Annotated in this window: 11 protein-coding genes; 8 read left to right on the top strand and 3 right to left on the bottom strand. The window is 72.1% G+C overall.

Annotated elements, in window-relative coordinates:
- The first annotated feature begins 52 nt into the window (after nucleotides 1-52).
- The 6 genes from I7X39_RS21820 to I7X39_RS21795 all read left to right on the top strand — a co-directional run bounded on the left by I7X39_RS21820 (nucleotide 53) and on the right by I7X39_RS21795 (nucleotide 6,078).
- Nucleotides 53-277, top strand: a complete 225-nt coding sequence (locus tag I7X39_RS21820) for a hypothetical protein (protein ID WP_198113494.1) — start codon at nucleotides 53-55, stop codon at nucleotides 275-277.
- Nucleotides 278-368: 91 nt separating this feature from the next.
- Nucleotides 369-1,109, top strand: a complete 741-nt coding sequence (locus I7X39_RS21815; protein ID WP_198113493.1) for a site-2 protease family protein — start codon at nucleotides 369-371, stop codon at nucleotides 1,107-1,109.
- Nucleotides 1,110-1,383: 274 nt separating this feature from the next.
- Nucleotides 1,384-2,073 carry a substrate-binding periplasmic protein gene (locus I7X39_RS21810; protein WP_198113492.1) on the top strand — a complete coding sequence of 230 codons (690 nt, stop codon included), beginning with the start codon at nucleotides 1,384-1,386 and terminating at the stop codon, nucleotides 2,071-2,073.
- 250 nt (nucleotides 2,074-2,323) lie between these two features.
- On the top strand, nucleotides 2,324-2,551 hold the full coding sequence (locus I7X39_RS21805) for a hypothetical protein (protein WP_198113491.1): 228 nt from the start codon (nucleotides 2,324-2,326) through the stop codon (nucleotides 2,549-2,551).
- Between the two features lie 134 nt (nucleotides 2,552-2,685).
- Entirely contained in the window at nucleotides 2,686-5,379 is a 2,694-nt protein-coding gene (locus I7X39_RS21800) for a M16 family metallopeptidase (RefSeq protein WP_198113490.1), read from the top strand.
- Between the two features lie 9 nt (nucleotides 5,380-5,388).
- Entirely contained in the window at nucleotides 5,389-6,078 is a 690-nt protein-coding gene (locus I7X39_RS21795; RefSeq protein ID WP_198113489.1) for a hypothetical protein, read from the top strand.
- A gap of 16 nt (nucleotides 6,079-6,094) precedes the next feature.
- Here I7X39_RS21795 and I7X39_RS21790 read toward each other — a convergent pair whose 3' ends face one another.
- Both I7X39_RS21790 and I7X39_RS21785 read right to left on the bottom strand, forming a co-directional pair.
- On the bottom strand, nucleotides 6,095-6,850 hold the full coding sequence (locus I7X39_RS21790) for a substrate-binding periplasmic protein (RefSeq protein ID WP_198113488.1): 756 nt from the start codon (nucleotides 6,848-6,850) through the stop codon (nucleotides 6,095-6,097).
- A gap of 76 nt (nucleotides 6,851-6,926) precedes the next feature.
- A complete protein-coding gene (locus I7X39_RS21785; RefSeq protein WP_198113487.1) occupies nucleotides 6,927-8,219 on the bottom strand; it encodes a cytochrome-c peroxidase in 1,293 nt (430 codons plus the stop codon).
- Nucleotides 8,220-8,335: 116 nt separating this feature from the next.
- Between I7X39_RS21785 and I7X39_RS21780 the strand changes: the two genes are divergently transcribed.
- A complete protein-coding gene (locus I7X39_RS21780; protein ID WP_198113486.1) occupies nucleotides 8,336-9,799 on the top strand; it encodes an ATP-binding protein in 1,464 nt (487 codons plus the stop codon).
- Nucleotides 9,796-10,497, top strand: a complete 702-nt coding sequence (locus I7X39_RS21775; protein ID WP_198113485.1) for a response regulator — start codon at nucleotides 9,796-9,798, stop codon at nucleotides 10,495-10,497. Before I7X39_RS21780 ends, I7X39_RS21775 begins: the two co-directional genes overlap by 4 nt.
- Here the strand turns inward: I7X39_RS21775 and I7X39_RS21770 are convergent.
- Nucleotides 10,498-13,194 (bottom strand): AAA family ATPase (locus tag I7X39_RS21770; RefSeq protein WP_198113484.1); only part of this gene is annotated, 2,697 nt, incomplete at its 5' end.

The raw sequence follows: 13,194 nt of genomic DNA, 5'->3' as shown, positions 1-13,194 counted from the left end.
CGAGGTTCACAGTCCAGCCATCGACCACCCCCGCTGCACCCAGGAGAACACCATGACCAAGAGCTTCAACACCCGCCCCGCCCTGACCAAGATCACCGAGGGCCTGACCCTGATCACCATGGCCGGCCTGACCTTCGCCAGCGCCGCGGCCCTGGCCTCGGCCCCGATCGAAATGGTGGAACCCGTCGTCCACCAGCTGCCCACCGTCGAGATCACCGTCAAGAAGCACCAGCTGCCGACGGTGGTCGTCGTCGCCAAGCGCGCCCACGTCGCGTAAGCCCCGCCCGGGTGCAGCCCCGGGTTCCCCACGCAAAGGCCTGGCCACCCGCCAGGCCTTTTGCCCTTCTGGGCCCGGACAATCCCGCCCCATGCTCAAGCTCCTCGCCCTGCTCTTTTCCGGCGCCAAGCTCGGCCCGCTGCTGGCCAGCGGCGGCAGCATGCTGATCTCGCTGGTCATCTACGCCTTCATCTTTGGCTGGCGCTACGCGGCCGGCTTCATCGCGCTGCTGTTCGTGCATGAGATGGGCCACTACATCGCCGCCCGCGTGAAGGGCCTGCCGGTGGGGCTGCCCACCTTCATCCCCTTTCTGGGTGCCTGGATCGAGATGAAGAAGATGCCGCACGACGCCGAGACCGAGGCCTTCGTGGGCATGGGCGGGCCGCTGCTGGGCACGATCGGGGCGCTGGTCTGCTACTTCCTGGCGCGAAACAGTGGCGACACGCCCTGGCTGCTGGCCGTGGCCTACAGCGGCTTCTTCCTCAACCTCTTCAACCTGGTGCCGCTGCCGCCTTTCGATGGCGGACGCATCACCGCGGTGCTCTCACCCAAGATCTGGCTGCTCGGCCTGCCCATCCTGGGTGCGGTGTTCTTCTGGAACCCGAGCCCGGTGCTGCTGATCCTGATGCTGCTGGCCGCCCCGCAGGCCTGGAGCGTCTGGAAGTTTCGCAACAGCCCGCAGGCAGCCGGCTATTACCAGGTCAGCCCGGCCAAACGCTGGGAGTGGGCGGCCTATTACCTGGTGCTGGTGCTCTTCCTGGCGGTGATGACGCATGAGGTGCACGAGATGCTGGCGCATGTTCGTGCCGCCCGGAGTGGCGCGGGGGTGTGAGGGCCGTAACATGGGTTCAGGGTCGCGCGCAGCCCGGCAGAGAGCCTGCGCCAGACCCGGCAAGCACCGATGCGCTTTTGGTGGGGTTGAAGACCACGGCGAGGCCATGAAAGACAAGCCCAACTCAGCGATGCCAAGCCTTGTTGTTCGGTTAGGCCGTGGTACGCGGCGCGTCTGCGGACATGTACGCCGAACCGCGTCACGTGCAGCGGGTGCGGTCGGCAGCTTGCTGTGGCCGGTGATGGCCGCTGCGCAGGTACCCGTTGAGCGGCCCGTGACCCTGCATTACGTTCAGCGCCCGCCCTACATGATGGTGCAAGGCGAGGGCCTGGTCGGCTTGACGGGGGGGCCGTCCTACCAAGCGTTCAAGCTGGCGCAAGTACCGGTGCGCATCGAGGAAACCCCCTTCGCGCGTCAGCTCCGCTCCCTGAAAGAAAACACGGGGCAGGACTGCATGATCGGCATGTTCTGGAAGGCCGAGCGGGAGGAGTTCGGCCGCTACAGCAAGCCGGTTTACCAGGATCAGCCGCAACTGGTTCTTGCTGCCGCCAGCAATCAGCAGCGGTTCAAGGGCTACGCCTCGATCGAGGACTTGTTCAATGACAAGTCGCTGCGCTTGCTGGTCAAGCTGGCTTACTCCTACGGTGCACCGCTAGATTCGCTCATCGAAAGGTTGCAGCCCAACCGCCGGGCCACTCCGGACGAGAACCTGCTGATGGTCCGGCAGATCAAGCTGGGGATGGCCGACTACATGCTGATGGCGCCCGAGGAAGCGGCCGTTGCCATTGAGGCCGCCGGTTTCCAACTCGCCGACTTCGTGCAGATCCGCTACAAGAACATGCCACCCGGCGAGCCCCGGCATTTGCTGTGCAGCAAAAGCGTTCCCGAGGACGTCATGCACCGGTTGGACGTGGCCATCAAGAAGATCACTGACAAAAGCCCGGTTCCGGTGAATAGGCGCTAGGTCCTTCAACGGCCACCCGCCCTGCGACGCACCCAGAAGGTGCGGTGTGCATCTTTCCGCCCGCTGATGCAGCCCTGGCGTGTTCGACCTGCTCGGTGAGCAGGCAGACGAGGCGCCCAGGCCGCGGTTGATCGGCCCTGCGCGCAGTTGGCTCACGCTGAGCCGCAATCCATCGCAGCGCGATTTACGGGAAAACCCTGGGTCGACACAGTCCAGCCATCGACAACCCCAAGCCCCCCAGGAGCACACCATGAGCAAGTCCTTCAACACCCGCCCGGTTCTGAACACCCTGACCGAAGGCCTGACCCTGATCACCATGGTGGGCCTGACCTTCGCCAGCGCCGCGGCCCTGGCCTCGGCCCCGATGGAAATGGTGACCCCGGTCATCCACCAGCTGCCCACGGTGGTGGTCACCGGCCACAAGGCGGTGGTGCACCAGCTTCCCACCGTGGTCATCACCGCACGACGCAGTCAGTAAGCCGCACCGGGGTTGCGCCCCGGGGTTGCTTCGATCCGCAGGCCCGCCTTCCGTCGAAGGCGGGCCTTTTGCTTTTGGATGCCGGCCCGCGCGCGCCTTAAGCTGCGCGCCTTTTCGCTGCACACCCGTTCGCCATGAAGACTTGGATGCTGGGCCTGGCCCTGATCGTCGGCGCCGCCCACGCCGCGCCCCTGAAACCCGTGCGCGCGGTCGAGGGCATCACCGAGTACCGCCTGCCCAACGGCCTGCAGGTGCTGCTGGCACCCGACGCCAGCAAGCCCAGCACGACGGTGAACATGACCTACCGGGTGGGCAGCAAGCACGAGAACTACGGCGAAACCGGCATGGCGCACCTGCTGGAGCACCTGATCTTCAAGGGCACGCCGACGCACCGTTACGTGATGGCCGAGTTCGCCAAGCGTGGCTTCGACTTCAACGGCACCACCTGGACGGACCGCACCAATTACTTCGCCAGCTTTGCCGCCAACCCCGAGAACCTGAAGTGGTACCTGGGCTGGCAGGCCGATGCGATGGTGAACAGCTACATCGCGCGGCGCGACCTCGACACCGAGATGACGGTGGTGCGCAACGAAATGGAAATGGGCGAGAACAGCCCCGGCACCATCGTGTTCGAGCGCCTGCTGGGCCTGATGTACCAGTGGCACAACTACGGCAAGAGCCCGATCGGCGCCCGCACCGACGTCGAGCAGGTGGACATCCAGCGCCTGCAGGCCTTCTACCGCCAGTACTACCAGCCGGACAACGCCACCCTGATCGTCACCGGCAAGTTCGAGCCGGCGCAGACCCTGGCCTGGATCGAGGCCAGCTTCGGCAAGCTGAAGAAGCCCGTGCGCCAGCTGCCCAAGCTCTACACCCTGGACCCGGTGCAGGACGGTGAGCGCGAGGTGGTGGTGCGCCGCAAGGGCGGCACCCCCAGCGCCACCGCCGGCTACCACGTGCCGCCCGCGGCTCACCCGGATTACGCCGCGGTGGAGCTGCTGACCGGCATCCTGGGCGAGGCCCCCACCGGCCGCCTGCACCAGCGCCTGGTGGAGCAGCAGCGCGTGGCCGCCAGCGTCAGTGCCTTCTCCACCGCCTTTGCCGAACCCGGCGTGCTGCTCTTCGGCGCCGACGCCCAGCCCGGCGCCGACCCGCAGCCGCTGTCCAAGGCCCTGGTGCAGGTGCTGGAGAGCGTGGCCACGGAGCCCATCAGCGAACAGGAGCTGGAGCGCGCCCGCACGCGCTGGCTGAACCGCTGGGACAAGCTGTTCGGTGACCCGCAGCAGGTGGGCAACGCACTCTCCGAGGCCATTGCCGCCGGGGACTGGCGCCTGTTTTTCCTGGTGCGCGACCGCGTCAAACAAATGCCGCTGGCCGAAGTGCAGCGCGTGGCCACCGAACGCCTGCTGCCAGCCAACCGCAGCCTCGCGCTCTACGTGCCCACCGAGCTGCCGCAGCGCCCGCCCAAGCCCGAAACCGTGAACGTGGCCGCGCAGCTCGACACCTTCAAGCCCGCCAACGCGGCCGCCGCGGTGGCCGCCTTTGACACCGCCCCCCTGGCCATCGAGGCCAAGGTGCAGCGCCTGCAGCTGCCCAGCGGCGCCCGCCTGGCCCTGCTGCCCAAGCCCACCCGCGGCGGCCTGGTTCAGGCCCGCCTGCAGCTGCGCTTCGGCGATGCCGACAGCCTGCGCGGCCGGCGCTCGGTGTCCGATCTGCTCGCCGCGCTGCTGGACGAAGGCACCCAGACCCTGGACCGCGCCGCGCTGCGCGACCGCATGGACGCGCTGAAGATGGAGTTGCAGGTGGGCGCCGGTGGCGACAGCGTGATCCTGGCCTGGTCCACCACCCGCGAACACGCCGCCGCGGCCGCCCAGCTGGCGTTGCAGATGCTGCGCGAGCCGCGCCTGGATGCCGCGGTGTTCGAGGAGCAGCGCAATGTCGCCCTGGCGGGGCTGGATGCCGCCAAGTCCGAACCCGAGCAGCTGGCCCCCAACCTGCTGGAGCAACTGCGCCGCCAGTTCCCCGCCGGGGACGCGCGCAACACCCGCCCCTTCGACGAAGTGGGCCCGGCGCTCAAGGCCGTGACGCTGGAGCAGGTGCGCGCCTTCCACCGCCGCCACTACGGCGCCGACCAGCTGCGCCTGGCCCTGGTGGGCGACTTCGACGCCGCCGCCGTGCAGGCCGCCGTGACGCCGCTGCTGAACGACTGGCGCGCCGAGCTGCCGCCGCAGCGCCTGACCCGCCCCTGGGCCGAGCTGCCCGCCGCGGAAAAGACCATCGCCACGCCGGACAAGCAGAACGCCATGGGCGTGGTGGCGCTCTCGCTGCCCGTCAAGGAAGGCGACGCCGAGTTCGTGCCGCTGATGCTGGCCAACTACATCCTGGCCGAGAACACCGACTCGCGCCTGTGGAGCCGCATCCGCGAGCGCGAGGGCCTGAGCTATGGCACCTTCGGCAGCATCGACTGGAATGCCCACGAGCCGCACAGCGTGTGGGAATTCGGCGCCATCTTTGCGCCGCAGAACCGCCCGCGCGTGGAAAAGGCGCTGCGCGAGGAATTCGAGCGCGCCGCCAAGGACGGCTTCAGCGCCCAAGAGCTGACGAATGCCAAGCGCGCCCTGCTGGCCGCCCGCGCCCTGGCCCGCGCACAGGACGGCGGCTTGGCCGGCGCCCTGCAGAGCCAGGCCGACCTGGGCCGCACCATGCAGCGCAGCGCCGAGGTGGATGCCGAGCTGCAGGCCGCCACGCTGGAGCAGGTGAACGCCGCGGTGCGCAAGTACCTCAAAACTGCCGCCATGCAGTTCGTCTGGGCCGGGGATTTCAAGTGACCCTGGGCCATGCGTAGGCGCGCCCTGCTCAGCCTGCCATTGGCAGGCTGTGCGGCCCAAGCACCGTCTCCAACGCTCGACGCGCAGCCGCAGCAATTGCTGCCCACCGCGCTGCCGCCCGGGGGCCAGGTGTGGCAGGCCGATGCCGCGGCCTCACGGCTGCGCATCGTGGCGTTTCGCGGCGGCGCCATGGCGCGCCTGGGGCATCACCACATCCTGCAAGCCGGCACCTTCGACGCCCGCCTATGGCTGCCCGCCCAGGGCCTGCAGGGCACGCAGGGCGGTTTGCGCGTGCGTCTGGACCAGCTGGAGCTGGACCGCCCTGAGTGGCGCGCCGCGGCAGGGGGCGAGTTCAACGAGAAACCGGTGAAGGCCGAGGCCATCGCCGCCACGCGCCGCAACCTGCTGACGGCCCTGCAGGCGCAGGCCCACCCCGAGGTCTGGCTGCAGCTGCGCTGCCTGCAGGGCGCGGCGCCCTGGTGGCTGGCGGAACTGCGCGTCTGGCTGGCGGGCCGCGCGGCCGACTACTGGCTGCCGCTGCAGGTGGCCCACCGCCCCGAGCAACTGCAACTGCACGGCGCCCTGGTGCTGCAGCACAGCCGGCATGGCTTGGCCCCCTTCAGCCTGCTGGGGGGGCTGCTGGCCGTGCAGGATGCGGTGCAGCTGGACTGCGAGCTGACGCTGCGCCCACAGCCCTGAGGCCGGCCCGGGACACTCAGAAGCCGGCTGCCCAGCCGTTCTCGATGGACTGCAGGCTGCCCAGTTCGGCGAGTTGCTGCAGGCCGGCCTCGAACTCTTGCAACAGGCGTTCGCCCTGCGGGTGCCGGCGCGAGAACACGGTGTAGACCTCGGTGGGCAGCGCCCAGCCCACGACCCGGAACTGCGCCTCCAGCTGCGGCTGCTTCAGCCACAGCACCCGGGCCACGAAGTCCAGCGCGATGGCGTAGTCCGCACGCTCGCGCTGCAGCAGCAGGAAGGCCTGCTGCTCGCTGCCGGCCAGCAGGCGCTGCACGCGCAGATTGCTGTCGAACTCCGGGCCGTGGCTTTGCCCGTGGTTGAAGGCGACACGCCGGCCCTCCAGGTCGCGCGTGCGCACCGCCTGTCGCGGCGCGGGCTTGGAGGCCAGCGCATAGATCTTGGGCACCACCTTGAACATCGGCCGCAGGGGCCACAGCAGGTCGGTCTCATCCATGCCGGTGCTGCGCAGCACCGCCACGCAGGCCGGCAGCGCCCCGCTGCGCACCTGGGCCAGGCACTGCCCTTGCGACAGCACCTGGAAATCGACCTCCATGCCGCGTACGCCGAACGCCGCACGGGCCACTTCCAGGCCTGGGCCCTGCAAGGCGGCATCGGGCTTGCGCGGGTCGTACACCCAGTCCTGCACGGCGCCCAGGCGCACGCTCGGCCCCTGGGCCCATGCGGCGGTTGTCAGCAGCAGCAACAGTCCCAGGGCTTTGCCCCAAGCGGCCATCGTTTCCTCCGGCAGTGGTCCCTCTGCCCAGCCGGTTCATCATGTCACAAGGGGTTTCAGCTGTACCGCCAGGGCCTCAGTTCGGCTGGTCGGTCAGTGTGTTCAAGAAGGCCACCAGATCCTGCACATCCTGCGCGCTCAGGCGCGGGCGGTTGCCGGCCAGCGGGGCGAAGGGGGCGCGGCGCTCCACATTGCCCTGGTAGCGCGCCGGCAGGTCGTTGAAGCGCTGCACCTGGCCGTTCAGTACCGGGTAGAAGCGCGCCGGGTCGACATCGCGCAGTGCATAGAAGCTCACCACCTCCTCCAGGCTGTTGAAGCGCGCGTTGTGGAAGTAGGGGCCGGTCAGCGCCACGTTGCGCAGGGTCGGGGTCTTGAAGCGGCCGCACAGGGTGGCGTCGGCCGCCAGGTCGCTGCGCGTGGGGCCGCACAGGCCGAGGTCGAAGAAGCTGGGATCCAGCGTGGCCTGGCTCTGGTTGCGCGGCACGCCGAGCGCGTGGTAGCTGAAGTCGGTGAACAGCGCACGCACACCATTGCCGGCCGGGCGGCTGCTGTGGCAGCTGGCGCAGTTGCCGCGCTGCGGGTCGTTGAAGGCGGCGAAGCCGCGCGCCTCGGCGGCCGTGAAGCTGGCGCGGCCGTCCTGCACGGCGTCGAACTTGCTGCTGAAGGGCTTGAACTCCGGATCCTGCGCCTGGTAGCGGGCCAGGGCATCGGTGCTGGCGGCGAGCAGGCTCTGGTCGCTGGCGTTGGCCGGCAGGCCGTAGGCGCTCAGCAGGGCCGGGTAGGCCGGCGTGGCGCGCAGGCGCTGGGCGAACTCGGCCAGGTTGGCGTTGGCCATCTCGTTGGCGGCGAACAACGGGCCGGCGGCCTGCTGGACGCGGCTGTTGAAGCGGCCGTCCCACATCAGGCCGCCGCGCGGCTGGCCCTGGGCGTCGCGGGTGAAGGCGCCGGCTTGGTCGAGGTAGCGGATGCTGGGCGAGCTGCGCAGGCCCTGCTGGTTGTGGCCCGCGCCGCCGATGGGCAGGAAGCGCCCAGCCGGATCGGCATGGCCGCGGGCGGGGTCGTGGCAGCTGGCGCAGGCGAGCTGGCCGCTGGCCGACAGCGCGCGCTCATGGAACAGCTGATCGCCCACGGCGGCGCGGGCGCTGAGATCGGGAGTCGGCGTCGGGGCCGGAGTGGGCGCGGGAACCGAGGCCGGCGGGGTGGGCGGCAGCGGCGGAGCGGGTGGTACCGGCGGTGCGGGGGGCTGCGGCGGTGCGGGGCGTGCGGCTTCGGCCTGCACGGTGGGGCTGGCCTCTTGGCCGCCGCCACCGCAGGCGGCCAGGGCCAGACAGGAGGCAATCAACAGAGGGATCGAGCGGCAAGGGCGCATGGCGGGGCTCCGGAACAGGATGCCGCACAGCTTGCGCACGCACTGTGCAGCCAGCATGGGCCAACTGTGGAGAGCCCCTCCACAGTTGCCCGGCCGCCGCGCACTAGAGTGCCGCCATGCGCCTGACGCACCAGCTCGCCCTGACCCTGCTGGCCACCACCCTGCTGGCGGTGGCGGCCATGGGCGGCTTCATGGCCTTTCACTTGCAGCAGGGCTTTTCGGACTACCTGGCCACGCAGGACCGCCAGCGCCTCACGGCCTTTGCGGGCGCGGCACGCGCCGCCATCGAGCGCCATGGCCTGGAGGGCCTGCGCCAGCAGCCCGAGCACCTGCGCCCGCCCGGCCAGGATGGCAGCGAGCCCCCGCCCGAAGCCGGCCCACCGCCACGCGGGCGGCCGCCCCGCGGGGGCGAAGGCCGCTACGGTCCCCCCGGCGAACCCCCACCCCCGCCCGGCGCCGACCCCGAGCGCGAACGCGCGCGCCGCGGCCTGACGCTGCATACGCCCGACGGCGAGCTGCTCTGGGGCCGCAGCCCGCCGCCGGGGCGCCGGCAGCTGGAAGAACCGGTGGTGCTGAACGGCCAGACGGTGGCCCTGGCGCGCCTGCTGCCGCGCCCCGAGGCCCCCGAGGTGCTGGACCAGCGCTTCCTGCGCCGCCAGCTGCTCGGCATCTTGGCCGTGGGCCTGCTGGTGGCGGCCGTGGCCGCGGCGCTGGCCTGGCGCCTGGCCGGGCGCTGGCTGCGCCCGCTGGCCGAGGTGCAGGGCGCCAGCCACCGCCTGGCGCAGGGCGACTTCGCCGTGCGCCTCCCGCGCCGCAATGCCCCCACGCGCAATGAGTTCGACGCCCTGGTGGACGACGTGAACCACCTGGCCGAGGCCCTGCAAGGGCTGGAGGCCAGCCGGCGGCGCTGGCTGGCCGAGCTCTCGCACGAGCTGCGCACGCCGCTGACCGTGTTGCGCGGCGAGCTGGACGCCGTGCGCGACGGCGTGCGCCCGCTCAACAGCGCGCGCCTGGAGTCGCTCAGCACCGAAGTGAACCGTCTGCGCCGCCTGGCCGACGACTTCCACCACCTGGCCCTGGCCGACCTGCAGGCCCTGCCCTGCGAGCCCACGCCGCTGGACCCCTCGGCCCTGCTGCAGCAACTGGCCGAGCGCCACCGCCCCGCGCTGGAGGCCGCTGGCCTGCAGCTGGAGCTGGCGCTGCAGCCCCTGCCCAGCCGGGTGCACTGGGACAGCGAGCGCATCGTGCAGGTGCTGGACAACCTGCTCGCCAACGCCCGCGCCTACACCGACGCCCCGGGCCAGCTGCGCCTGGCCGCAGCCCACGAGGGCGCGGGCGTGCGCATCACCTTGGACGACAGCCCGCCCGGCGTGCCGCCGGCGCTGCTGCCGCGCCTCTTCGACCCGCTGTTCCGCGCCGATCCGGCGCGCCAAAGAGGGAGTGCCAAAGACAGCGGCAGCGGCCTGGGCCTAAGCATCGCGCGTGCCTGGGTGCAGCGCCATGGCGGGCAGATCGACGCCGGGCCCAGCCCGCTCGGCGGCCTGCGCGTGAGCCTGTGGCTGCCGGAGCGCCAGCCATGACGGCGCGCGTGCTGGTCGTGGAGGACGACCCCGCCATCAGCGCCCTGCTGCGCGACTACCTGCTGCACGCCGGCTACCAGCCCGAGCCCTGTGCCGACGGCACCCTGGCCTGGCAGCGCTTCGAGCAGGAGGGGCCCTGGGACTGCGTGATCCTGGACCTGATGCTGCCCGGGCTGGACGGCCTGCAGCTGTGCCAGCGCATCCGCAGCCGCTCGGCCGTGCCCATCCTGATGGCGACCGCGCGCATCGACGAATTCGACCGCTTGCTCGGCCTGGAGATCGGCGCCGACGACTACCTCTGCAAGCCCTATAGCCCGCGCGAGGTGGTGGCGCGCGTGCGCGCCCTGCTGCGCCGCGCGCAGGGCCGGCTGATCGGCCAGGCCGGCGTGGAGCTGCCTGGCAGTGGCGGCTTCAGCCTGGACGAAGCCGGTCAGCGCCTGGGTTGGCGCGGCCAGTGGCTGAACCTCACGCCGGTGGAGTACCGGCTGCTGCGCGGCTTCGTGCAGCAGCCCGGCCGCGTGTTCGAGCGCGCCAGCCTGCTCGACCTGCTGCACGCCGACGAGTTCCGCGACGTCAGCGACCGCACCGTGGACAGCCATGTGAAGAACCTGCGCCGCAAGCTGGAGGCCGCCGGCTGCGGCGGTGCGGCCATCCAGTCCGTTTACGGCGTGGGGTATCGCTTCACGGCGCCGGGCTGATCAGCCCTCTGCACCCCCAGCCAGCAGCGTGCGGTGCACCGGGTTGCCCTGGCACCAGGCGTGGCGCTCGGCCTGCGTCTGCCACTGCGCCACACCGGCTTGAACCCAGCGCTGGCCGGCGGCAAGCGCTGCCTGCGCCGCGTCGTGCGCACCGCAGGCCCGCAGCACTTCATAGGCCTGCCACCACACGCTGGCGGGCTCGTCGCTCCAGGCCTCCACGCAAGAAGCCAGGGCCAGCGCGGACTGGGCGTGTTCCACAGCGCGCGCCCGCGCCCCTTCGGCTTGCGCGGCGCGGGCCGCGGCCAGCAGCACGGTGCGCAGCAGCCCATGCTGGCCACGCTCGCGCAAGGCCTGCAGCAGCGCCTCCAGCTCGGCCAGGGGCGCGGGGTGCAGGGCCGCCAGGGCCACGCGGCGCTGCAGCTGGCCACCGGTGGGCAGCGGGCCGACGGCCTCCAGCCGCGCGCACCAGGGCGCCAGGTCTTCGCCCGCGGCCCGGGCCAGGCGGGCGCGCGCCACCAGCAGGGCGAAGTCGTACAGCGCATAGCCCTCGCGGCCGGGTGGCTGGGTGTGGGCGTCCAGCTCGGCGCGCGCGTCACCGGGGCGGCCCAGCATCAGCAGGCACAGGGCGATGGTGATGGCGTAGAGCTCGCGCATCGGCTCGCCCGCGGCCTGCAGGCAGGCGCGCAGGCGCTCGATGCTGCGCAGGCCCTCGGCACCCTGGCCTTGCGCCACCTGCATCAGCGCCAGCAGGCTCAGCACATCGGCCGCGAAGCTGGCGTCGTCCGCGCCGGCCTGCGGGGTCAGCAGGGCCTGGCCCAGCGCGCAGGCGCCCGGCAGGTCGCCCAGGGCCTGGCGCACGCGCATCAGCTGGTTGCCCACCGAGCGCTTCAGAAAGGGGTCGCAGCCCGGCCCGAGGTCCAGCCAGGCGGCCTCCAACGCCACGCTGGCCTGCAGGGGCTGGGCGTCCCACAGCAGGGTGCCGCCGCGCGCCAACGCAAAGCCGGCCTGCAACTCGCCGCCCTGCGCGCGCACGGCGGGCTCCAGGGCGTCGCACAAGGCCAGCACGCGCGCCGCGGGCAGGCCGCCCTGCACCGCCAGGCAGACCGCGCGCAGCGCGTACACCAGCTCCTCGGCCGGCAGCTCGGCCACGCTTTGCGCCAGTTCGTCGGCCAGGGTCTGGGCCGCTGCCACGGACTCGCCCATGCGGCGGCTGTGGAAGAGGTGCAGCACGGCGCGGGCGCGCAGGCGGGCGCGCTCGGCCATGCTGCGCGGCTGTTCGGCCATGCGCTCCAGCAAGGCCTGCGTGCGGGCAAAGCGGCGCAGTTCCACCCAGCAGCGCAGCGCCTCGCAGCCGGCATCGAAGGCGGCGGCCTGCTGCTCCGGGGCATCCAGGCCCAGGGAGGCGGCTTCAAAGGCCTCGGCGGCCTCGGCCAGCTGCCAGCGTGCGCGCGCCGCCGCGCCGGCGCGCAGCAGCCAGGGCGCGGCCTGGCGTGCGGCGCCTGCCGCCTGCAAGTGGTGGGCGATGCGTGCGGCCTGCTGGCCGCCGCGGGCGATCAGGTGCTCGGCCACGCGGCGGTGCAGTGGCGCCACCAAAGCGGCGGGCAGCAGGCTGTGCACGGCCTCGGCCACCAGGTCGTGGCTGAAGCGCGCGCCATCGAACACCCAGGCGGCTTCCAGCGCGGCCAGCAGGGGCGCCAGCGCCAGGGCTGGGCGGCCCAGCGCGGCCTCGGCCAGCTCGATGTCGAAATCCGCCTGCGCCACGGCCGCGAGCTGGGCCAGCTGCAAGGCTTCGGCCGGCAGGCGCTCGACGCGGCGGCGCAGGGTTTCGCGCAGCGAGGCCGGCACGGGCAGGGGCTGGCCGGGCTGCCAGCTGGCAAAGCCGTCCAGCGCGAGCTGGCGCAGGGCTTCGAGCACATAGGCCGGGCTGCCGCCCACGGTGGCGTGCAGGGCGGCGGCAAGGGCCTGGCGGCCGTCCGCGCCCCAGCTTGCATCCAGCGCGGCGGGCAGCTGCAGGCTGTGCACCAGCTCGGCCACCGCCGCGGGTTCCAGCGGCACCATCTCAAACACCTGGCCTTGCTCGTGGCCGGCCAGCGTGGCCAGCAGCGCCAGGCCGGCGGGCGGCAGCTCCTGGGGGCGCGCGCCCATCAGCAGCTGAGGGGCCTGGCCGGGGGCCTCGGCGGCCTGCGCCAGCCAGCGGCCCAGCAGGCGGTGCAGCAGCTCCAGGCTGGCGCTGTCGGCGAACTGCAGGTCGTCCACCACCAGCAGGCGCAGGCCGCGCGCGTGGCAGGCCGAGAGCGCGCGCACCACGGCCTCCAGGGTGCGCAGATGCTCCAGGCCTGAGCGCAGGTCCGGCACGGCGCGCGTCTCGGTGTGCGGCAGCCAGATGCGCAGGTCGGCCGCCGTGGCGGCATCCAGCGCCGGTGCAAAGCGCGCCAGCGCCGCCGCCAAAAGCTGCCCCACCACGCCGCCTGGCACCAGCGCATCGCCCGGGCGGGCGTCCACCCACACCAAGCCTTCGGCCGCGCCGGCCAGGTGCTGCAGCAGGCGCGATTTGCCCACCCCACCCGGCCCGGCCAGCAAGGCGCTGCGGCCCAGCGCCAGGTGGCGGGCCAGCGCCTGGCACAGGGCCTCGCGCCCCACCAGCTGGGGCGGGCGGCGCAGCGCGGCGGGCAGGGCGGGCGGCAGCGCGGCGGGCGT

The organism is Inhella proteolytica (genome assembly GCF_016093275.1).
Classification (GTDB): domain Bacteria; phylum Pseudomonadota; class Gammaproteobacteria; order Burkholderiales; family Burkholderiaceae_C; genus Inhella; species Inhella proteolytica.
This window is presented reverse-complemented; position numbering and strand designations above follow the sequence as displayed.

Coding starts and splice junctions, on each gene's coding strand:
- I7X39_RS21790 (WP_198113488.1), bottom strand. CDS start 6,850: ATGGCCGCTTGGGGCAAAGCCCTGGGACTGTTGCTGCTGCTGACAACC.
- I7X39_RS21800 (WP_198113490.1), top strand. CDS start 2,686: ATGAAGACTTGGATGCTGGGCCTGGCCCTGATCGTCGGCGCCGCCCAC.
- I7X39_RS21780 (WP_198113486.1), top strand. CDS start 8,336: ATGCGCCTGACGCACCAGCTCGCCCTGACCCTGCTGGCCACCACCCTG.
- I7X39_RS21820 (WP_198113494.1), top strand. CDS start 53: ATGACCAAGAGCTTCAACACCCGCCCCGCCCTGACCAAGATCACCGAG.
- I7X39_RS21775 (WP_198113485.1), top strand. CDS start 9,796: ATGACGGCGCGCGTGCTGGTCGTGGAGGACGACCCCGCCATCAGCGCC.
- I7X39_RS21785 (WP_198113487.1), bottom strand. CDS start 8,219: ATGCGCCCTTGCCGCTCGATCCCTCTGTTGATTGCCTCCTGTCTGGCC.
- I7X39_RS21795 (WP_198113489.1), top strand. CDS start 5,389: ATGCGTAGGCGCGCCCTGCTCAGCCTGCCATTGGCAGGCTGTGCGGCC.
- I7X39_RS21805 (WP_198113491.1), top strand. CDS start 2,324: ATGAGCAAGTCCTTCAACACCCGCCCGGTTCTGAACACCCTGACCGAA.
- I7X39_RS21815 (WP_198113493.1), top strand. CDS start 369: ATGCTCAAGCTCCTCGCCCTGCTCTTTTCCGGCGCCAAGCTCGGCCCG.